This window comes from Sphingopyxis sp. (genome assembly GCF_050916055.1).
In the GTDB taxonomy this organism is placed as follows: Bacteria; Pseudomonadota; Alphaproteobacteria; order Sphingomonadales; family Sphingomonadaceae; genus Sphingopyxis.
Map to the genome: position 1 here is coordinate 1,542,371 of NZ_CP051527.1, position 20,007 is coordinate 1,562,377.

Annotated in this window: 21 protein-coding genes and 1 pseudogene; 14 read left to right on the forward strand and 8 right to left on the reverse strand. The window is 66.9% G+C overall.

What is annotated here, in order from left to right; all coding sequences use genetic code 11:
• Positions 1 to 58 precede the first annotated feature (58 nt).
• From hslV to HEQ22_RS07490, 10 genes and pseudogenes are all read left to right on the forward strand, one after another.
• A complete protein-coding gene (gene hslV, locus HEQ22_RS07445; RefSeq protein ID WP_432770554.1) occupies positions 59 to 625 on the forward strand; it encodes an ATP-dependent protease subunit HslV in 567 nt (188 codons plus the stop codon).
• 20 nt (positions 626 to 645) lie between these two features.
• A complete protein-coding gene (locus HEQ22_RS07450; RefSeq protein WP_432770555.1) occupies positions 646 to 1,737 on the forward strand; it encodes an FAD-dependent oxidoreductase in 1,092 nt (363 codons plus the stop codon).
• A 61-nt stretch (positions 1,738 to 1,798) separates the two neighbouring features.
• Positions 1,799 to 3,100 (forward strand): ATP-dependent protease ATPase subunit HslU, encoded by a 1,302-nt coding sequence (hslU, locus tag HEQ22_RS07455; protein ID WP_432770556.1) that lies wholly within the window; start codon positions 1,799 to 1,801, stop codon positions 3,098 to 3,100.
• Positions 3,101 to 3,240: 140 nt separating this feature from the next.
• Positions 3,241 to 4,092, forward strand: a complete 852-nt coding sequence (locus HEQ22_RS07460) for a helix-turn-helix domain-containing protein (protein WP_432770557.1) — start codon at positions 3,241 to 3,243, stop codon at positions 4,090 to 4,092.
• A 122-nt stretch (positions 4,093 to 4,214) separates the two neighbouring features.
• Positions 4,215 to 5,153, forward strand: a complete 939-nt coding sequence (locus HEQ22_RS07465; RefSeq protein WP_432770558.1) for a tetratricopeptide repeat protein — start codon at positions 4,215 to 4,217, stop codon at positions 5,151 to 5,153.
• Positions 5,107 to 6,111, forward strand: coding sequence for a tRNA lysidine(34) synthetase TilS (tilS, locus tag HEQ22_RS07470; protein ID WP_432770559.1), 1,005 nt, complete (start codon positions 5,107 to 5,109; stop codon positions 6,109 to 6,111). Before HEQ22_RS07465 ends, tilS begins: the two co-directional genes overlap by 47 nt.
• An 82-nt stretch (positions 6,112 to 6,193) precedes the next feature.
• Positions 6,194 to 8,021: pseudogene (ftsH, locus tag HEQ22_RS07475) on the forward strand (ATP-dependent zinc metalloprotease FtsH); the annotation flags it as partial.
• Positions 8,022 to 8,153: 132 nt separating this feature from the next.
• On the forward strand, positions 8,154 to 8,546 hold the full coding sequence (locus tag HEQ22_RS07480) for a hypothetical protein (RefSeq protein ID WP_432770560.1): 393 nt from the start codon (positions 8,154 to 8,156) through the stop codon (positions 8,544 to 8,546).
• A gap of 37 nt (positions 8,547 to 8,583) precedes the next feature.
• The gene (locus tag HEQ22_RS07485) at positions 8,584 to 9,084 is read left to right on the forward strand and encodes a hypothetical protein (RefSeq protein WP_432770561.1); all 501 of its coding nucleotides are present in this window, start codon (positions 8,584 to 8,586) and stop codon (positions 9,082 to 9,084) included.
• 25 nt (positions 9,085 to 9,109) lie between these two features.
• Positions 9,110 to 9,715 (forward strand): DUF3800 domain-containing protein, encoded by a 606-nt coding sequence (locus HEQ22_RS07490; RefSeq protein WP_432770562.1) that lies wholly within the window; start codon positions 9,110 to 9,112, stop codon positions 9,713 to 9,715.
• A 58-nt stretch (positions 9,716 to 9,773) separates the two neighbouring features.
• Here HEQ22_RS07490 and rpoZ read toward each other — a convergent pair whose 3' ends face one another.
• The gene (rpoZ, locus tag HEQ22_RS07495) at positions 9,774 to 10,118 is read right to left on the reverse strand and encodes a DNA-directed RNA polymerase subunit omega (protein ID WP_432770563.1); all 345 of its coding nucleotides are present in this window, start codon (positions 10,116 to 10,118) and stop codon (positions 9,774 to 9,776) included.
• A 243-nt stretch (positions 10,119 to 10,361) separates the two neighbouring features.
• Here rpoZ and HEQ22_RS07500 point away from each other — a divergent pair, with 243 nt between their 5' ends.
• From HEQ22_RS07500 to HEQ22_RS07515, 4 genes are read left to right on the forward strand one after another with little or no spacing between them, the layout of a single operon-like run.
• Positions 10,362 to 10,952 (forward strand): phage tail protein, encoded by a 591-nt coding sequence (locus tag HEQ22_RS07500; protein WP_432770564.1) that lies wholly within the window; start codon positions 10,362 to 10,364, stop codon positions 10,950 to 10,952.
• Positions 10,953 to 11,003: 51 nt separating this feature from the next.
• A complete protein-coding gene (locus tag HEQ22_RS07505) occupies positions 11,004 to 11,615 on the forward strand; it encodes a phage tail protein (protein WP_432770565.1) in 612 nt (203 codons plus the stop codon).
• Between the two features lie 55 nt (positions 11,616 to 11,670).
• A complete protein-coding gene (locus HEQ22_RS07510) occupies positions 11,671 to 12,282 on the forward strand; it encodes a phage tail protein (protein ID WP_432770566.1) in 612 nt (203 codons plus the stop codon).
• Positions 12,283 to 12,315: 33 nt separating this feature from the next.
• Entirely contained in the window at positions 12,316 to 12,465 is a 150-nt protein-coding gene (locus HEQ22_RS07515; protein ID WP_432770567.1) for a hypothetical protein, read from the forward strand.
• An 88-nt stretch (positions 12,466 to 12,553) separates the two neighbouring features.
• On the opposite strand, the gene virB11 is transcribed toward HEQ22_RS07515, so the two are convergent.
• Genes virB11 through HEQ22_RS07550 form a run of 7 tightly spaced genes read right to left on the reverse strand, consistent with a single transcriptional unit; the run spans position 12,554 to position 20,007 of the window.
• The gene (gene virB11 / locus HEQ22_RS07520) at positions 12,554 to 13,549 is read right to left on the reverse strand and encodes a P-type DNA transfer ATPase VirB11 (RefSeq protein WP_432770568.1); all 996 of its coding nucleotides are present in this window, start codon (positions 13,547 to 13,549) and stop codon (positions 12,554 to 12,556) included.
• Complete coding sequence (locus HEQ22_RS07525; RefSeq protein WP_432770569.1) at positions 13,546 to 14,670, reverse strand: TrbI/VirB10 family protein; 1,125 nt, start codon at positions 14,668 to 14,670, stop codon at positions 13,546 to 13,548. Before HEQ22_RS07525 ends, virB11 begins: the two co-directional genes overlap by 4 nt.
• On the reverse strand, positions 14,667 to 15,362 hold the full coding sequence (locus tag HEQ22_RS07530; RefSeq protein ID WP_432770570.1) for a TrbG/VirB9 family P-type conjugative transfer protein: 696 nt from the start codon (positions 15,360 to 15,362) through the stop codon (positions 14,667 to 14,669). The genes HEQ22_RS07525 and HEQ22_RS07530 overlap by 4 nt, the downstream gene beginning before the upstream one ends.
• 3 nt (positions 15,363 to 15,365) lie before the next feature.
• Positions 15,366 to 16,151: a virB8 family protein gene (locus HEQ22_RS07535; RefSeq protein WP_432770571.1), complete on the reverse strand. Its 786-nt coding sequence runs from the start codon at positions 16,149 to 16,151 to the stop codon at positions 15,366 to 15,368.
• Positions 16,148 to 17,368, reverse strand: a complete 1,221-nt coding sequence (locus HEQ22_RS07540; protein ID WP_432770572.1) for a type IV secretion system protein — start codon at positions 17,366 to 17,368, stop codon at positions 16,148 to 16,150. Before HEQ22_RS07540 ends, HEQ22_RS07535 begins: the two co-directional genes overlap by 4 nt.
• Positions 17,369 to 17,371: 3 nt before the next feature.
• Positions 17,372 to 19,744: a VirB4 family type IV secretion/conjugal transfer ATPase gene (locus HEQ22_RS07545; protein ID WP_432770573.1), complete on the reverse strand. Its 2,373-nt coding sequence runs from the start codon at positions 19,742 to 19,744 to the stop codon at positions 17,372 to 17,374.
• Positions 19,723 to 20,007, reverse strand: coding sequence for a type IV secretion system protein VirB3 (locus HEQ22_RS07550; protein WP_432770574.1), 285 nt, complete (start codon positions 20,005 to 20,007; stop codon positions 19,723 to 19,725). Before HEQ22_RS07550 ends, HEQ22_RS07545 begins: the two co-directional genes overlap by 22 nt.

Here is a 20,007-nt window from a genome sequence, read left to right on the forward strand (position 1 = left end):
GTGAACCGGGCGCCGCCCTCCCCTTGCAGCCCCCGCACCCATCGCCCATATCGCGGCGATGAGCGAAGCAGACACGCACCGTGCCGCGACCTGGTACGGAACCACCATCCTTTCCGCGCGCAGCGCGGACAAGGTCGTCATCATCGGTGACGGCCAGGTGTCGATGGGCCAGACGGTGATGAAGCCGAACGCACGCAAAGTGCGCCGGCTGCACGACGGCAGCGTCATCGGCGGTTTTGCCGGCGCGACCGCCGATGCCTTCACCCTGTTCGAACGGCTCGAGGGCAAGCTGGAGCGCCACAATGGCCAGTTGCTGCGCGCCGCGGTCGAGCTGGCCAAGGATTGGCGCACCGATAAATTTCTGCGCAACCTGGAGGCGATGATGATCGTCGCCGACAAGGAGGTGACGCTGGTCATCACCGGCAACGGCGACGTGCTCGAACCGCAAGGCGGCATCGCCGCGATCGGTTCGGGCGGCAATTACGCGCTCGCGGCGGCGCGCGCGCTGGTCGATTATGAGAAGGATCCGGAAGCGCTGGTACGCAAGGCGATGACCGTCGCCGCGGACATTTGCGTGTACACCAACGACCAGTTCACGCAGGAAGTGATCGACAGCCGGGCCTGATCTTTTATGGTCGGGGGGTGATGCCGACCCTCCCCCGCCGCCATTTCGTTGCCGCCACCGCCGCGCTCGCCCTTCCCGGCTGTGCCGTCACCACCGCGCGCACGCCGCCTCCCAGTTCGTCCTGCCTGGCACCGGTGAAGGCGTCGCCCGACCGGGTCATCCGTACCGCTGCGGGCCTTCGCCCCTATCGCCCCGGCGGCTTCGTCGTGCGCGCCGACGCGCTCGGCGCCAAGCGGCTGGTTCACAATTATGGCCATGGCGGCGCCGGCATCACGATGAGCTGGGGCACGTCGAAGCTGGCGGTCGACATGGGCATCGCCGGGTTTCGGGGCGCGGCAGCGGTGATCGGCGCGGGGGTCATGGGCCTGTCGACGGCGCGGCTGCTGCAGGAGGCGGGCTTTGCCGTCACCATCTATGCCAAGGCCCTGCCGCCCGAGACGACATCCAACATCGCGGGCGGGCAATTCCATCCGTACAGCCTGTATCGCGACGACCGCGTGACCCCCGAATGGCGACGGCAATTCAGCGCCGCGCTCGATTATAGCTGGCGGCGCTTTCAGATCATGATCGGCGACGATTATGGCGTGCGCTGGCTGACCACCTATGCCGAGGGGACGCGCGAAGCGCCGATCCTGCCGACCTTTCCGCCGGCGGCGCGCCAGCTCGGCCCCGACGAGCACCCCTTCCCGGTCGAGCGATTGTGGCGATACGACACCATCTATGTCGAGACCGGGCGCTATCTGAACCGGATGCAGCGCGATTTCCAGACCGCCGGCGGTCGCATCGTCGTGCGCGAGTTCGCGGCGCCGGCCGAAATCGGCGAATTGCCCGAGACATTGGTGTTCAACTGCACCGGGCTCGGGTCGCATGGCCTGTTCGGCGATACCGAGCTGGTGCCGATCCGCGGCCAGCTGGCGATGCTGATCCCGCAGCCCGAGATCGATTACGCCTTCACCGGCGAGGCGGGCTATATGTTCCCGCGGCCCGACGGCATCGTGCTGGGCGGCAGTTACGAACGCAACATCTGGGAAGCCGAGGTCGAGCCCGAACGCATCGCTCGGATCGTGGCATCGCACCGCGCGCTGTTCGCCGGCTTTCGCTGCCCCGCTTGAAACGCGCCGCCGAACCGCCATCTAGCGGCCACATGATTTTCTGACCGGAACCTTCCCCACCATGAACGATGCACTGACCCCGAAGGCGATCGTCGCCGCGCTCGACACGCATATCATCGGCCAGGACGCCGCCAAGCGCGCGGTCGCCGTCGCGCTGCGCAATCGCTGGCGCCGCCAGCAGCTGGGCCCCGACCTGCGCGACGAGGTCAGCCCGAAGAATATCCTGATGATCGGCCCCACCGGATGCGGCAAGACCGAGATTTCGCGGCGGCTGGCAAAGCTTGCCGATGCGCCGTTCATCAAGGTCGAGGCGACCAAATTCACCGAAGTCGGCTATGTCGGCCGCGACGTCGAACAGATTGCCCGCGACCTTGTCGAGGAAGCGGTGCGGCTGGAAAAAGACCGCCGCCGCGACGCGGTGCGCGCCGCCGCCGAGGAAGCGGCGATGGAACGGTTGCTCGACGCGCTGACCGGCAAGGGTGCCAGCGAGGCGACGCGACAGAGCTTTCGCCAGCGCATCCGCGAAGGCCATCTCGACGACAGCGAGGTCGAGGTCGAGGTTGCCGACGCCGCCGCCATGCCGTTCGAACTGCCCGGCCAGCCGGGGCAGATGAACATGATCAACCTGTCCGACATGCTGGGCAAGGCGATGGGCGGGCTGCCCAAGAAGCGCCGCAAGCTGAAGGTGGTCGAGGCCGCGACGCGGCTGATCGAGGAGGAGCAGGACAAACGGCTCGATCAGGACGACGTTGCGCGCGTTGCGCTGGCCGACGCCGAGGCGAACGGCATCGTCTTCCTCGACGAGATCGACAAGATCGCGGTCAGCGACGTGCGCGGCGGATCGGTGAGCCGCGAAGGCGTGCAGCGCGACCTGCTGCCGCTGATCGAAGGCACCACCGTCGCGACCAAATATGGTCCGATGAAGACCGACCATATCCTGTTCATCGCGTCGGGCGCCTTTCATGTCGCCAAGCCGAGCGACCTGCTTCCCGAATTGCAGGGCCGCCTGCCGATCCGGGTCGAACTGAGCGCGCTGACCGAAGGCGATTTCGTCCGGATCCTGACCGAAACCAAGGCGGGTTTGCCCGAACAATATGCCGCGCTGATCGCCACCGAGGGTGTCACTCTGTCGTTCACCGACGATGCGATCGCGCGGGTCGCGCGGCTCGCCGCGGACGTCAACGAGAAGGTCGAGAATATCGGCGCGCGGCGCCTCCAGACGATCATGGAACGGCTGGTCGAAGAGGTCAGCTTCGGCGCCGAAGACATGGGCGGCACCACGCTTGCGATCGATGCCGCCTATGTCGATCGCCAGCTGGCCGACATTGTCGGGGACACCGATCTCAGCAAATATGTGCTCTGAGCGTCGCGGGGCCCGGCGACCGCATCTCCGGTCCTTTTTGGCCGTTCGTTCGCCGAACTTCGTTTGACTTTGGCGCGCCCGCAATGCGATGAACGGGCGACACGGTCGAACTGGGTCCAACGACCGGCACGGAGATGGCAATGGCAGATGAAGAGGGCGCCTCGCAGGGCGAACTGGCGATTACGCGCACGGGCGATCGGCTGCGCCTGGCCCGTGAGGCTGCCGGGCTCTCGCTCGCCGACGTCGCGACGCGCACCCGCATCACCCAGCGCCACCTCAAGGCCATTGAAAAATCCGACTTTTCCGAGCTTCCGGGACGCACCTATGTCACCGGCTTTGCGCGCGCCTATGCCCGCGCCGTCGAGTTGCCCGAGGCCGAGATCGGCACCGAGATCCGCCGCGAACTCGACGAGGACGAATATGGCGCGCGCCCGCTCTACGAAGCCTATGAGCCCACCGATCCGGCGCGCTTGCCGACCGCGCGGCTGACCTGGACGCTGGTCATCGTCGCGCTGGTGCTGGTGTCGGCCTATGGCGTCTGGCGCTTTCTGTCGGTCGAACCCGACGAGGCGCTGGTTGCGGCGCAGACGCGCGCGGCCGATGAATCAGAAACCCCCGCTGCCGGCGTCACCGCCCCCGCGGCGGCCAAGGCCGGCCAGGCGGGTGTCGCGGCCAACGCGCCGGTCGTGCTGACCGCGGTTGGCGAGGCCGAGGTCTGGGTCGGCTTCGACGATGCCGCGGGCAAGACCGAGAATTGGCGCACGCTCGACCCCGGCGAAACCTATGCGGTGCCGCCCGCCTATGTCGAGCAGTTCACGCTGCGCACCAGCCGCCCGCAGGCGCTGAAGATCACGGTCAGCGGCCGCGACGTCGGCGCCACCGGTCCCGCCGACACGCTGGTCAAAGGCATATCGCTGAAACCCGCCGATCTGGTCGCGCGCGCCGACAGCGGCGGGGCGCCAGCCGCCCCGGCTCCCGCCACCAAGGGGTGAGCCGCGGCATCGGTCCGGCGGACCGATGCGACCTTGCACCGAAATGGATTTGCGCTGTCGCGGGTTGCGGCGCTATGACCGCGATTGTCAAAAATGGTTAACTGGTGGGGGCCGTACGGCAGATGAAGACGCATCATATCAACTTGCTCGGAGCGGCGGTGGTCGCGTTGAGTGCGGCCGTTCCGGTCGCGCAGGCGCAGGAGGCCAGTGTCGACAAGCGCGTCGAACGGCTCGAAAAGGAAATGCGGGCGGTCCAGCGTTCGGTCTTTCCGGGTGGCAGCCCGGCCTTTTTCGAAGGCGAGATCGCGCCCGACAACACGCCCGGCGAGCGCGCCCGGACGAACGCACCGGTGATCGACCTGACCGCGCGCGTCGATGCCCTGGAATCGCAGTTGCAGACGCTGACCGGCCAGTCCGAACAAAATGCCTTCCAGCTGCGCGAACTCGAAAAGCAGTTCGCGGCCTACAAGGCCGAGATGGACCGGCGCCTTGCCCCGGCGGCGGTCGAAACGCCGGCCAGCCTGGGGTCCGAACCCGCGGCGCGGCCGCCCGCCGCCACCGCGACGCTTGCTGCGGCCCCGGCGAAAAAGCCGGCGGCCAAGCCCGCCGCGGCTGCTGCCCCCGATGCGGCGCGGCTGGCGCTGGTCAAGAAGGTCGAAATCCCGGCGACGGGCAACGAGGTGCAGGACACCTATGATTATGGCTACCGGCTGTGGAGCGCGAAGCTCTATCCCGAGGCGCAGGCACAGCTGAAGCAGGTCGTTGCCAAATGGCCGAACGCCGGGACCGCCAGCTATGCGCAGAACCTGCTCGGCCGCGCCTATCTCGACGAGGGCAAGCCCAGCCTTGCTGCGGTCGCCTTTTACAACAATTACAAGGACCGGCCGAGCGGTGCGCGGGCGCCGCACAGCCTGATGTACATGGGGGTCGCGCTCGACAAGCTCGGGCGCAAGGCCGATGCGTGCAAGGCTTTCCGCGAGCTCGAAGAAGTCTATGGGGACAAGGCTCCCAAGGATGTCAGGGACGATGCTGCCGCCGCAAAAACAAAAGCCGGCTGCTGAGGCGAGCGCGGTCGACCGGCTCGCGGTCGATCTCGCCGCGGTCGCAGGGGCTGACTGGCACCGGCTGCATTACGGCGTCGCCGTGTCGGGCGGCCCCGACAGCATGGCCTTGCTATGGCTGATGGCCGCGCTGCTGCCCGGACAGGTCCGCGCGGCAACGGTCGATCATGGCGTGCGCACCGGGTCGGACGACGAAGCGCGGATGGTCGCGGGCTATTGCCGGCGCGAACATGTCGCGCACGCGACGCTCCGCCCCGCGGCGCCGATCAGGGGCTCGCTGCAAGCCGCGGCGCGGGCCGAACGCTATCGGTTGCTCGAAACATGGCGCGCCGAACAGGCGATCGATCACATCGTGACCGCACACCATGCCGACGACCAACTCGAGACGATCGTCATGCGGCTCAATCGCAGCAGCGGGGTCGGCGGGCTGGCGGCGATCCGCGCCCGCAACGGCGTGGTGCTGCGCCCGCTGCTCCACTGGCGGCGTGCCGACCTCGTGCATCTGGCGCTGGAGCAGGATATCCCCTTCGTCGACGACCCTTCGAACAGCGACGATCGCTTCGACCGCGCGCGGCTGCGCCAGGCGCTGCGATCGCAGACCGCGCTCGACCCCGAAGCCGCCGCAAGGTCGGCGGGCTGGCTCGCCGAGGCCGACGACGCGATCGACTGGGCGGTCGAGCGGCTGGTCGCGGCATGGCCCGATGCGTCGGACATCGCGGTGATCCGCGACGACGGCTATCCGCCCGAAATCTTCCGGCGCGTCGTGACCCAGCGGCTGCGCGCGAACGACCCGCAACTGTCGCTGCGCGGCGCATCGCTCGACGGCGTCATCGCCGCGATGCGCGCCGGGCGGCGGGCGATGGTCGGCGCGCTGCTCATCGATGCCGTCCGCGGCCTTGAGGGCACGATCTGGCGCATTTCGGCGGCGCCGCGCCGGAAAGCACCGAAAAAGCCCTGACAGGCTCATTGTCATTTAACGCGATTGTCCTATCTTGTGCGGGTATAGTCGCGAAACACGCGACGATTGGGAAAGATTCCGCATGCAGGACGACAAGGAACCGCAGGGCAACCCCTGGATGAAGAGCGTGATGATCTGGAGCGGCATTCTGCTTGCCATGCTCCTCGTCGCCTCGATGTTCGGCGGTGCGTCGCAGCCCGCGGGCACCCCGCTGACCTATTCCGAGTTCCGCGAAAAGATCGTCGAGGGTGGCGTCAAGGACGTCGTGCTGACCGAAGAACGCGCCACCGGCACACTGTCGAACGGCGACCCATTCAGCGCAAACCTGATCCGCGACCCCGAACTGCTCAAGTTGCTCAACGACAATGGCGTCAAATATGACGGCAAGCCCACCGAGGCAGGCAATGTCTGGGTTTTTCTGCTCGTCCAGGCGCTGCCGTTCATCCTGATCCTCGGCATTGCTTTCTTCGTGTTCCGTCAGGTCCAGAAAAGCAATGGATCGGGCGCGATGGGCTTTGGCAAGTCGCGCGCGAAAATGCTCACCGAAAAGCAGGGGCGGGTCACCTTCGACGACGTCGCCGGCATCGACGAGGCGCGCGAGGAGCTGGAGGAGATCGTCGAGTTCCTGAAGGACCCGACCAAATTCTCGAAACTCGGCGGCCAGATTCCCAAGGGCGCGCTGCTCGTGGGCTCGCCTGGTACCGGCAAGACCCTGCTCGCCCGCGCGATCGCGGGGGAGGCAGGCGTGCCGTTCTTCACCATTTCGGGCTCCGACTTCGTCGAGATGTTCGTCGGCGTCGGTGCCAGCCGCGTCCGTGACATGTTCGAACAGGCCAAGCGCAACGCGCCGTGCATCGTCTTCATCGACGAAATCGACGCAGTCGGCCGCCATCGCGGTGCGGGCCTGGGCAATGGCAATGACGAGCGCGAACAGACGCTCAACCAGCTGCTCGTCGAAATGGACGGCTTTGAGGCGAATGAAGGCATCATCATCGTCGCCGCGACCAACCGCCCCGACGTGCTCGACCCCGCGCTGCTCCGCCCGGGCCGTTTCGACCGCCAGGTGGTCGTGCCGCGCCCCGACATCGACGGGCGCCAGAAGATCCTCGAGGTCCACACGCGCAAGAAGCCGCTGGCGCCCGACGTCGACCTGCGCCGCGTCGCGCGCGGCACCCCCGGCTTTTCGGGCGCCGATCTGGCCAACCTCTGCAACGAGGCCGCGCTGCTCGCCGCGCGCCGCGGCAAGCGGCTGATCGCATCGAACGAGTTCGAGGAAGCCAAGGACAAGGTCATGATGGGCGCCGAACGGCGTTCGATGGTGATGACCGAGGACGAAAAGAAGTCGACCGCCTATCACGAGGCCGGCCATGCGCTCGTCTCGCTGCACGTTGACGGGTGCGACCCGCTGCACAAGGTCACGATCATTCCGCGCGGCCGCGCTTTGGGCGTGACGTGGAACCTGCCCGAACGCGACCGCTATTCGACCAATATGAAGCAGATGAAGGCGCGCCTCGCACTTTGCTTCGGCGGCCGCATCGCCGAGCAGCTGATCTATGGCAAGGACGAGCTCAACACCGGCGCGTCGAACGACATCCAGCAGGCGACCGAAATGGCGCGCGCGATGGTGATGGAATATGGCATGTCCGACAAGCTCGGCTGGCTGCGCTATCGTGACAATCAGGACGAGGTGTTCCTGGGCCACAGCGTCTCGCGAGCGCAGAATATGTCCGAAGACACCGCGCGGTTGATCGACGCCGAGGTCCGCCGTCTGGTCGAAGAGGGCGAGAATGTGGCGCGCAAGGTGCTGACCGATCATCTCGACGAGCTGCACCTGCTCGCCGGCGCGCTGCTCGAATATGAGACGCTGTCGGGCGAGGAATCGAAGCGCGCGATCAAGGGCGAAGACATCGGCCGCGAGGACGATGCCGACAAGCGCGGCACCCCGGTGACCGGCCATGCGGGCTCGCTGCCCCAGATCAAGCGCAAGCCGCGCCCGTTCGGCGATGCCAACCCGCAAGGCGCCTAGCGGCCGATTGCGCCGGATGCCGACGATCGTGACCGCCGGCACCCGCGCGTTGACCGCTTGCGTCGTCGGGGCGCTGTTGTGCGGCATGGCGCCCGGCGACATGAGCGTCGCCGCCTTCCTGCGCCGCGCCGATACGGTGCTGCCGCTCGGGCCGCTCGCTATCGCAACGCCCGAGGGGATCCGGCTGCGCAACGAGGTCGTTGCCGCGGGCAAGCGCTATAAGTCGCGGATCGATGCGCAGCGCCGCGCCGGACGAAAGACGACGAGTTGTCCGCCCGAATCGGGCACGCTGACCCCTGAACAGTGGATCGCGCATCTGCGCGGCTATCCGGCGCGGGTGCGACCGTCGGTGTCGGTCTATATGGCGTTCGACGCGCTGATGAAGAAGCGCTATCCCTGCCCTGCCTGAGGCGCCGTCACGGCGCGGACCAACAAGGAGACGGCCGTTGACCGGGACGTATCGCGCACGAATTATCGCGGCCATGGTGGCGCCGCTGCTGGCCCCCCTGCTGGCGGTGCAGCCCGCGCTCGCGCAGGACAAGGGCGCGCTGACCTCGGTCATCGAACTTGAAAAGTCGCTCCCCGCCGCAAACGGCGCGCCTGCCGCAAAAACCTACGGCGCGCCCGATGTCGTCGTGCCCGGCGACCGGGTGCGTGTCGCCCTCACCTTTACCAACAGCGGCGCGACGCCTGCTTCCGGGGTCAATATCGTCAACCCGATCCCTGACGGCCTGGTCTTTGACGGCACCACCGACGGCGCAGGTTTCAGCGTGTCCGCCGACGGTGGCAAGAATTTCGGCGCGCTCGGTGCGCTGACCGTCCCCGCGCCCGGCGCCGCACCGCGGGCCGCGACGATGACCGATGTAACGCATGTCCGCTGGCTGCTGGGCGACGCGATCGCGCCCGGCGCGAGCCGATCGGTCGCCTTCTTCGGCCGCGTCAAATGAACCGAGGCCGGGCTGGCAAGCGGCGATGACGATCTATTGCGACGAATCGGGCGGGCTGAATGCCGGCGCGATGACCTTTGCTGCAGTGATGCTCACCCCCGAGGCGGCGGGCGCGATCCACGACCGGTTTCGCAGCGTCACCGGATTGCGCGGTGAGCTGAAGGGCAGCCGGATCAGCGTCGTCGAGCGCGCCTATCTGCTCGAACTGTTCGACCGCGCCGGCGGGCGGGCGTGGGTCGCGGTCGCCAGGCGCGACCGCCTCGCCGCGGGGCCGGGCGGTACGCTGCCCAGCGACCTGGCGCTGTACGCCGCGCTCCTCAACCTCGCGATCGGGCGGTGGCTGCCCGAAACGGGGGGCGTGTGCACCGATGTGGTGATCGACGACGGTCGCTATGACCCCACCATTCTGGCGCGGGTGCGCGAGGAGATTCAGGCGGGGCTCGGCCACTGGGGCCGCGCCGCACTCGCCGACAGCAAGCGCAGCGACGGGGTGCAGATCGCCGACGTCGTCGCCAACAGCCTGTTCAACATCGCGGTCGCATCGCCGCGCGCGCCCCGCATCCAGCGCATCGTCGATCCGCTGCTGGCGTCGAAGGCGATCCGCATTGCCGAATTGACCGACGTCGCCTGAATGCGAAAAGGGGCCGCGGTTTCCCACGGCCCCTTTCAGACTTTAAAGCTAGCGCGATCTATTCGAAATCGCTGCCGCCGCCCGCCGGGCTGCGCGGCGGTGCCGCGGCGGTCAGGCGGAGCGCCTCGGCCGAGCGGCTGATCGAGCTGATTTCGTCCGGCGTATCGTCGTCGTCGACGACGACCTTCTGCAACGAACCGACCAGCGCTTCCTTCAGATCCTTGGGACGCACGGTCTGTTCGGCGATCTCGCGCAGCGCGACGACCGGGTTCTTGTCGCGGTCGCGGTCGATGGTGAGTTCCGAGCCGCCCGAAATTTCACGCGCGCGGTGCGCCGACAGCAGCACGAGGTCGAACCGGTTGGAGATTTTGTCGACGCAATCCTCGACGGTAACGCGGGCCATATTGTTTCCTTAGATATAGGAGAGGCCAGCCCTTTTCGGGGCATGGCGGCAAGCGCTGCGCGCTAGCAGTCCGACCGCTCTGTGTCAATCGAACCGCGCTCCCGTCGTCGCGTCACAGTATCGGCGAAGCGCAACTATTTGGGAACATAGCGTCAACTTTCTTTACTTTTGTCCTGAGGTGGGTCAACATCGCCCAGTTCGGGGAGTCGAGCGAACTTGGGGGAATATAAAATGAAGCGAAGGATGAAGGCCGCGCTGGCTTTGCTGGCCGGTGCCGCGAGCGCCACCGCGCTGGCGCCGGCGACGGCGCAGACACCGTTTGTCGGCGACATCATAACGGTCCCGTACACTTTCTGTCCGGTCGGCTATTACGAAGCCAATGGCGCTTTGCTGTCGATTGCGAATGATGAGATCTTGTACACTCTCTACGGCACGATCTATGGCGGCGATGGGGTGAACACCTTTGCCCTGCCCGATTATCGCGGGCGCTTCGGTCAATCGCAGTTTCAGGGCCCTGGGCTGTCGAACTATGTGGTCGGTCAGGTCGGCGGCAACGAATCGGTGACGTTGACGACGCAGAATATGCCAACCCATACCCACACTGCACTGCTCAAGGCGCATCCTTATCTGGGCAACTCGGCCTCGCCGGTGAACAATTTTCCGGCCGAAAGTTCGGCTGCTGCCTATCACACCGTCGAGGGCGCGAATTTCTTCAACGCGGCGACGGTCGAAGTGAGCACAGCCGGGGGCAGCCAGCCGGTCGCCATTCAATCGCCGTTCCTAGCCCTGCGGAACTGTGTCGCGGCGGTCGGTATTTTTCCGTCGCAGAACTGACGCCACCGTTCAGCTGGTCCGGATGAACCGGATCCGCGAGGAGACATTCTCATGAAAAAATCGAAACTGATGGTGGCCACCGGTGCGCTTGCGCTGGGATGGACATCGATAACGCCCGCCGCCGCTCAAAGCGGCGATTTCAACTATATCGGCGAAATCGCCAACTTCGGATTCAACTATTGCCCGCGCAACTGGGCCAGCACGTCGGGGCAGATCCTTGGGATTGCCCAGAACGCGGCGCTGTTCTCGCTGCTCGGCACGACCTATGGCGGCAACGGGACGACCACCTTCGCTCTGCCCGACCTGCGCGGGCGTACGCCGATCGGCCAGGGACAATTGTCGGGCGGCAGCTTCTACACGCTCGGGCAGGTTGCCGGCACCGAAAGCACCACGCTGACGACCAATGAGCTGCCGACGCACACTCATCAGGCGCGCATTCGCGTGTCACCCAATGCGGGCACAGTGGATAGCGCGGCGCGCAACACGCTGGCCAGTGCGGCCGAGACGAAATTCCAGGGGGGCGCAACACCCGCCAACAATATGGATACGTCGACGCTTCAGGTGGCACCGGCCGGCGCGAGCGCTCCGTTGCCCCTGAAGTCGCCTTACCTCACCACCCAATATTGCATTGCGTTGACGGGTATTTTTCCGAGCCGGAACTGACGGTTCGCGAATGCCCCGACCTTTTAACCGCAAATAGCAGACAGGAGCGTAAGCCATGTCGAAATTCAAATATTGCCTTGCCGCCGCCACCGCGCTGGCCGGCAGCCTGATGACAACCACTCCCGCCCATGCCGGCGCCGAACCTTTCCTCGGACAGGTCGTCATGTATCCCTATAATTTCTGCCCGCGCGGCTGGACCTCGGCGCAGGGGCAGCTTATGTCCATCGCCGCAAACACCGCGCTGTTCTCGCTGCTCGGCACGACTTATGGCGGCAACGGGACGACCACCTTTGCGCTGCCCGACCTGCAGGGGCGCGGCATTATCGGACAAGGCAATGGTCCGGGGTTGACCCCGCGCGTACTCGGCGAAGAGGGCGGCACGACGTCGACCACGCTGATGATGACGCAAATGCCGATCCACACCCACCAGACGCTGATGAAAAACTCGTCGCAGGGTGCCAACTCAACCCGCGCGCTGCGCAACGGCTTTGCCGTCACGGACGACGACTATCAGCCCGGCGCCCCGCCGACTCCCGCCGCCTATCTGAACGAAGCGGCAGCACCGATGGGGTTGGCGGGCGGCGGCCAGCCGTTCTCGAACCAGGCGCCCTATCTGACCCTGTTCCCCTGCATCGCCTTGTCAGGCATCTTTCCACAGCGTCCGTAATTATGTAAACATCACCAATCGAGGGAGACTATCATGGAAAACCGTAACGAAGCGACTGCACCTGCCAAGTCCGAGTGGACGAAGCCCGAGCTCGTCGATTTGGACCTGGGCATGGGTGACGTGCTGAACGGGGTCGGCCTCGGCAGCGACGGCGCCGGCGGTGTCAACACCTCGGCGAGCTGAAGCCGCGCGCTTTCCGGAATCGCGGCGCAAGCCGCCGTTCCTGTTGCAATGACAAAACGGGCTGGACGCTGTTCAGCCCGTTTTTGCGTCAGTCGCGCAGGATTACCTCGGAAATGTGGCGTCGACCGTCGCTGCGCGCCAACTGAACATAGACGTCTATCGTGCTGCGCACATAATGATCGACGTCGGCGCGCGCAAGCGAGGTGCCGGTCTGGAGCACGAGCAGCGCGATCTGCTCGATCGCACGCTGCGGGCTGTCGGCGTGGACGGTCGTCATCGATCCCGGATGCCCGGTGTTCACCGCGCGCAGAAAGGTAAAGGCTTCGGGGCCGCGCAGCTCGCCGAGGATGATGCGGTCGGGGCGCATCCGCAGCGATGCCGCGAGCAGATCGTCGGCGGTGACGCTCGCCTCCCCCAGCGCCGACCGCGCCGCGAGCAGCCCGATGCCATTCTCGTGCCGCAGCTTCAATTCGGGCGTATCCTCGATATAGATCAGCCGCTCGCGCGCCGGAATCTCGGCGATCAGCGCGTTGAGGAAGGTGGTCTTGCCGGTCGAGGTGCCGCCGGCGATCAATATATTGCGCCGTGCCCGCACCGCGGTGGCGAGCAGCTCGCCATATTCTCCCGCGTCTCTCAGGGCGCGCAGCGTCGTGTCGGTCGCGCTGCGATCCGCCAGCGCACCGCTGCTGGTTGCCGAAAAGGCGCCGCAGCGGGTGTAATCGGCGAGCGACATATCCTGCACCACATGCTTGCGCACCGCGAGCAGCATCCCGCCGCGCGTCGCCGGCGGCGCGATGACCTGGACGCGCGAACCATCGGGCAGCGTCGCCGCGAGCAACGGATGCGCGCGGCTGATCCCCTGATGGGTGAAGGCGGCGATTTGGCGCGCGAGCCGCGACAGCGTCTTTTCGTCGAGCGCCGGCATCGCCAGCCGCTCGACCCCGCCGCCGACCGTTTCGGCCCAGACCTCGCCGGGGCGGTTCACATAGAAATCGGTGAGATCTTCGCGCGCCAGTAATTCGGCGAAGGGCGCCAGATACAGGCCGAGATAGACCGGCTCGCCCGCGGCGTCCGCCGCCGTCATCGCCCGCTCTCGACCCCGGTGAAATCGAGGTCGCGCGCGACGAAGACGGTGATCGATGTCCCCTGCTTGACCTTGATCGTCGGCGGTATCTCATTCTCGTCGTTCGTCGACGCCGTGCCGCCCTGGAACGAGCCGGGCAAGGCGACGACCACCGATGAATCGGCGCTGCGCAGCGCCAGATTTTCGCCGATCGACAAGGCGGTTTGCAGGAACGCGGCGCCGAAGCGCTCGAAGAAATGCGAATTGACGCGGCCACGCACCCCGGTGCGCCCGGCGGGATCGGCGATCGGCGATTCGAGCGCGATGGTCGCACCGTCGGGGCGGTCGAGCCGGGTCCACGTGACCAGCGCGCGCTTCTGTCCCCGCGTCGCGTCGGAGCGGTATTCGCCGATCAGACGGCTACCGCGCGGGATGAGGACGCGCGTGCCGTCATAGCTGCGCACATCGCGCGATACGATCGCGCGGGCAAAGCCCGGGCGGCTCGAATCGAGCGCGGTTTCGAGTACCGCGGGGATCAGCGCGCCCTGCGGCACGATCGTGGCTTTGCGACTGAGGCGCGAGGCGCGGGCGCGCTCACCGAACAGGCTCTGGCGCGCCGTGGCCGCTTCGGGTGCGCCTTCGGCCGGGGCGAGCGCGTCATAGACGAGCACCGTCCCGCCCGGACGCCCCGACGGCACGTCGGTGGGCCCGGCGGGTGGCGGCGGATAGTCCATCGGCGGCGGCGGTATGTATCGCGGCGGCGAACCCATGGGCGGCTGCGGCAGGACCTGTGGCATCGCGCGCCGCGGTGCCGGAGCAGGGGCGTCCACCACGAGCGTTTCGGGCGGCGCCTCGCGTGCCAGCGAGGGCGGGATGAACAAAGTCGGCATCGACGATGGCTGGCCGTTGATGTCGATCGCGCGCGGGGCCGTCGCGGGCGCGGTGGCGGCATAGCGCCGCGCCTCGAGCGCCGAAAACAGCCCGATGGCGAGCAACGCCATGACCGCGCCGAGTACCCAGATCGGCACGCCCTTGCGCGGCACCGCGACCATCGGTCGGACGTCGGGACGGGTATCGGCGGGACGCGGATCGGCGGGATGCGGATCGGCGGGATGCGGATTGGCGGGCGGCGTGTCGCTCATCGCTCGTCCTTTCGCACCAGCTTGCGGATCGCCGTCGCACGGCGCTTGTCGCGACGGAACACCAGTTCGCTCGCGACCGCATCGATCACATAACGGCCGTCGCGCATCGCCCCCTCGACGGGCCGCTCGCTGCCGTCGTCGTCGCGCGCGTAGATGGCGGGCAAGGTCTGGTTCGCAGCGAAGATCAGATAGGTGTGCACGCCGTCGTCCGAGATGGCGGTCGGGCGTACCGCCTTGCTGCCGGTCAGCCGGTAGCGCCCCTCGACATCGGCGGGCAGCGCCGGTCCCGGCCCCGGCGCCGAAGTCTGCGGATATTCGAAGCGGACGGTGAAAGCCGATTCAAAGCTGTTGAACGCCGGCATCAGTTCGAACGAATAGCTGCGCGCGTCGGTGATCACGGTCATGTTCGTCGGCGCGCCGCGGCCGACCGATTTGACGAACAGATGGTCGCCGCGCCGGTTCGGGGTCACCTGCCAACTGGTGCTGTCGCCCACCGCGATATTTTCGATGCGTTCGCCGGCGCCGAGTTCGACGGTCAGTTGATACCCTTCGGCGACGCTGAGCTGCACCGTCTGCTGCGGGTCGTAAAGCACCGACTGGACGCGCGGGTCGCCCGTCCCCGGGGTCGGGCGGACCTGCGCCGTGGCGGGGACCACGGCGAGCATCAGCATCAAGGCAAAGGGACGCCACATCGGCTATTCGCGCCCCGCGGCGCGATCGCCCAGCCGCACGGTGCGTGCAGGAACCGGTTCAACCGCCACTGGCGTGGTTTCGGGCTCGATGCCGGTCTCGGCGGCGGGCGCCAGCACCTCGGCGTCGCGGCGATAGCGGACGACCTGGAAGCCGAGCGGATTGACGAAGCGGTCGGCGGTCGACATCGGCGCGGTCGAATAGCGGTAGCGAACCACCGAGACCCACGATTGCGGCGCGGTCGCGCGGCCCGCCTGATCGCGAAGCTGCGTTTCGAAGCGGACGAGCGCGGCGCCGTCGTCGAGCGGTGACACGCTCTTGACCCGCGTCTGCAACGTCGCGGTGCGCGGATAGCGCGCGAGCGGACTTTCGGGGTTCGTTGCCTGCATCGCATTGGCATAGGTCGTGCGCGCCCCCTCGGCCGACCACAGCATCACCTTGCGGTAATCGCCCTGCACCGTCGTGAAATCGTAGCTTTCGCGGGCGATGACATATTGGACGAGGAAGCTTTGCGTCAGCGCGCGGTCGGGCGCGATCTTTTCGGCGTCGATCGGCTTCAGCGCCTGGACATAACCCGTGTTGCGATCGACGAGCAAAGTATAGGGTTCGACGGTCTTCAGCGGCGTCAGGAACAGGATCGCCAGCGCCAGCATCGCCGCCATGGCGACGGCGACGCCCGCGACAATCCACGCGATCCGCCGCGACCGGACGAGCGCGGCTCGCTGGTCCTCGGCCCAGCTCCCCGCTTCACGATAATAGGCATCCAGTGCCTCGCGTTCGACTTTCTTCATATCCGGGCATCCCGTCGCTGCGCGCGCGCCGAGACGCGGCCGCGCGTTCTCGACCTGTAACTTTCGCCCAGCGGCACCGTGCGCCCGATGCTCGGATCGCGCGCGCCAAGGCTGACGGAACCGCCGCGCGGTGCCGAGGTGCCACCGCCGCCCTCGCCGCTCGCCGTCTGCAGCGCGGTTTCGCGGCGTTGCGTGCGGGTCACCGCGTCGGCGATGGCGGTGGCGCGGTTGCGTTCGGCCGGGATCGCCTGGCTAGCGGTCGCTTGCGGCGCGGCAAGACCCTGCGCGAGCTGCGTGTAAACGCTTGGGGCAATCGCGTGATGCACCGCATCGGGAATGCGGAAGCCCGACGCAACGCGGCCCGCGGCGTAGAGCAGCGCGAGCGAGAGCAGCGCGAAGACCAGCGAGATCACGAACAATTCCACCGGCGCCTGATAGGCCGGTGCGCCAGCGCGGCGCAAGGTCAGCAATTGCGCCAGCCAGGAGTCGAACAGCGCGAGCTGGACCCCGAAACCGATCGTCGTCGCGAGCGAGCCGAGCGCGGCCCAGACCAGTCCGCGAACCCAGCCGGCGAACAGCCCGATGGTGCCCTGAAACAGCAGGAAAAGCAGGAACAGCGGCCCGACCGCGAGCAGCACGCCGGCGACCAGTCGTACCGCGCCGAACGCGGCGAGCGTGGCCGCGAGATAGACGCTGCGGCCCGTCGCGATCGTTTCGCGGTCCTTGACCGGGTCGAAACGCGGCAATTCGCCGCTGCCTGCATTCTGCCGCAGCGCGCTGATGTCGGCCGATCCGAGCCGCGAAAATTCGACGATCTGTTCGTCGATGCCGTGCAACCGTCCCGCAAGCCCCGAGTGCGTGCCGGGCAGCGCGGCCGACGTGCCGATAGCGGCGGCCAGTTCGGCCGGCGCGCGCACGACGACGTCATAGATCAGGGTGCGATAGGCGGGCCAGCTGGTCACCAGCATCAGCACGAAGCCGATCTTGACGATCGCGATCACCAGGTCGCGGAGCGCCGGCGTCTGCCCCACCAGCATGCGATATCCGAACAACGCGACGAAGATCGTCAGCACCCCGGTGGTCAGTAGCGAAATCGTCGACAGCGGCGAGGACAGCGCCTGATACCCCGAGGCCCCAATCGTCTGGGCATGACAGTCGATCGCGCGCAGCATCCCGAACAGGAACGGATCTCCCGGGGCGACGGTCGGACAGGCCATGGCTCAGGCCCTTTCCATCAGGCGCGGGATCCACGCCGCCGGGTCGTCGCCGCTTTCCGCGCGAATTTCGTCGAGCAGCCGCACCGTATGCTCGCGGCCCGACAAGATGGTCAGCAATTCCTTTTCGCCCGACAGGTCGAGCCGCGCAACGACGCTGTCGCCGCCATGCTTGATCAGGAAGCAATGCGCGTCGTCGGGCAGCGTGCGGACGATGTCATATTCGTGCTGCGACAGGCCGAAGCCGTCGCAATAATCGTCGACGCGCGCCTTTGGATTGGCCATGAAGATCTGGGTTGCGGCCTGTTCGATGATCGCGCTGGCGATTCGGCTTTCGAGCGCGTCCTGCGCGCTTTGCGTCGCAAAGCCGACGATGCCGTTGCGCTTGCGGATCGTCTTTTCCCAATCCTTGATGCGGCGCACGAACACATCGTCGTCGAGCGCCTTCCAGCCCTCGTCGACCATGATGATCGCGGGGACGCCCGACAGACGTTCCTCGACCCGGTGGAACAGCACCATCATCGCCGGGGTGCGCAGCGCCGCATCGTCGAGGATTTCGGTCATGTCGAAGCCGACGGTCTCGGCGGTGAGGTCGGTGCGGTCGACCTCGTTGTCGAACAGCCACGCGCGTTCGCCCTCGCCCCACCAGGGTTGGAGCCGCGACCACAGGTCGGCCGAATGCGGGCGATGCCCGCCGCGGAACAGCTCGACCAAGTGGCGCAGCCGCCGGAAGCTGGCGGGTTGCGCATAGTTGGCGTCGATCGCATCCTTGATCGCGGCATGTTCCTCGGCGTCGGCGCCGCCCGCCAGCGTCGTCACCCAGTCGATCAGGAACAGGCGGTTCGCGGGGGTGTCGTCGAGGTGGAGCGGGTTGAGCCCCGCGGGCTCGCCGGGGCGCAGGACGTCGTAGCGCCCGCCGACCGCACGGATGAACAGTTCGGCGCCGCGGTCCTTGTCGAACAGCACGATCCGCGGGCGATATTTGCGCGCCTGCGCGAGCAGGAAGTTGACGACAACGGTCTTGCCCGATCCCGAAGGCCCGATGACGGTGAAATTGCCGAGGTCGCCCTGATGGAAATTGAAGAAATAGGGGCCCGCGGCGGTGGTTTCGAGCAATGTCACCGCGTCGCCCCAGTGATTGCCCTGCGCTTGCCCCAGCGGGAAATTGTGGCCGCTCGCAAAGCTTGCGAAATTGCTCGTCGAAATCAGGCCGCGGCGGGCGATATATTTGAAGTTCGCCGGAAATTGCGCCCAGAAGGCGGGTTCGAGCCCGACATCCTCGCGCACCGCGATGATGCCGAGGTCGGCGAGCGCCGCGAGCACTTCGGCGACATTGGCATCGACCTCGGCAGGGCTGCCGCCATGCACCGCGAGCGTCAAATGATGCTCGCCGAAGCCGGCACGGCCTGCGGCGACATCGTCCTTTGCACCCGACAATTGCTGGTGCAGGCTGACCGCCTCGTCGTCGGCGGCGCGCATCCGCCGCAGCACGAGGTTCATTCGCCCGAGCGCCGCCTGGCGATCGACGAAGGCGAAGGACTGGCTGATCACCAGCTCGCACGGCAGCCGCAAGATGTCGTCGAGCATGCCCGGCCCGGTCTGCGCCGGATAATCCTTGATCGACACCATCGCGGCAAAGTTGCGCGCCCCCGCCCCGACAGGGCCGAGTTCGACCATATCCTGCCCGAAGCTGATCCGCCGATAGGGCAGATAGGCGCCGATGTCCTGATGCGGCAGGCGCACCGGGCGCATTTCGCCGTTGAACAGCACCGACAGAAATTCGAGCAGTTCGGAACAGGGGCCGTGGTCGCTGTCGTAAACGCTCAGCACGCGCGGCGCGTAGCTGCCGAGCTGCGCGACCAGCGCCTCGCGGACATTGTCGAGTTCGCGCAGATCCTGCGCGATGCGCGCTTCGTCATCGAGCCCCGACCGGTCGAACCAGCCGCGCAGCCGATCGAGCAGCCCGACCCGACCCGGCGCGGGACGGCGCACGATCGTCAGGAACAGGTCGTTCACATACAGCGACTTGGCGGCGACGCGGCCGCGCCAGCTCGCATCGAGCCGCCGCGAAAAATCGTCGGGAAACTCGCCGTCGAGCGCGACGTCGGCGCGGCGGCGGACGATGTGGTGATAGACGGCAAAGCGCGACGAGGCCATCGCCTGCAGCATCGCGTCGCGCAACGTCTTGCGATAATTCAGTTCGTTGCTGTCGGTGGTTTCGAACAACAGGCCGCGCAGCTGGACGACCTGCATCAGCATGCCGTCGCGCGTCTCGATCGTCAGATCATCGACATGGCGGGCATAGGGCAGATGATGCCCCGCCGCCTTTTCCCGCGCATAGGCTTTCCCGTCGGGGCTCAGGGGCGGTAGGAGTTGCACTGCCACAACGCATAGTTGCGGACGCGCGGACACTGGCTGAGCCGCGTCACCCATAGATCGAAGAAGCGCGGTTCGCGCAGGCACAGGATCATCCCGATCCCGTGCACCAGCAACGCCACGCCGATCGCCCAGGCCGACCGGAAGATCAGGAAGAATTCGGCGGCGATCACGCCGTTGACGATGAAATAGCCGTAGGGGACGCCGGCGAACATCTGGGGCCGCGTCAATCCGACAAACAATGGATCCTGCCCCAGCCCCTCCAT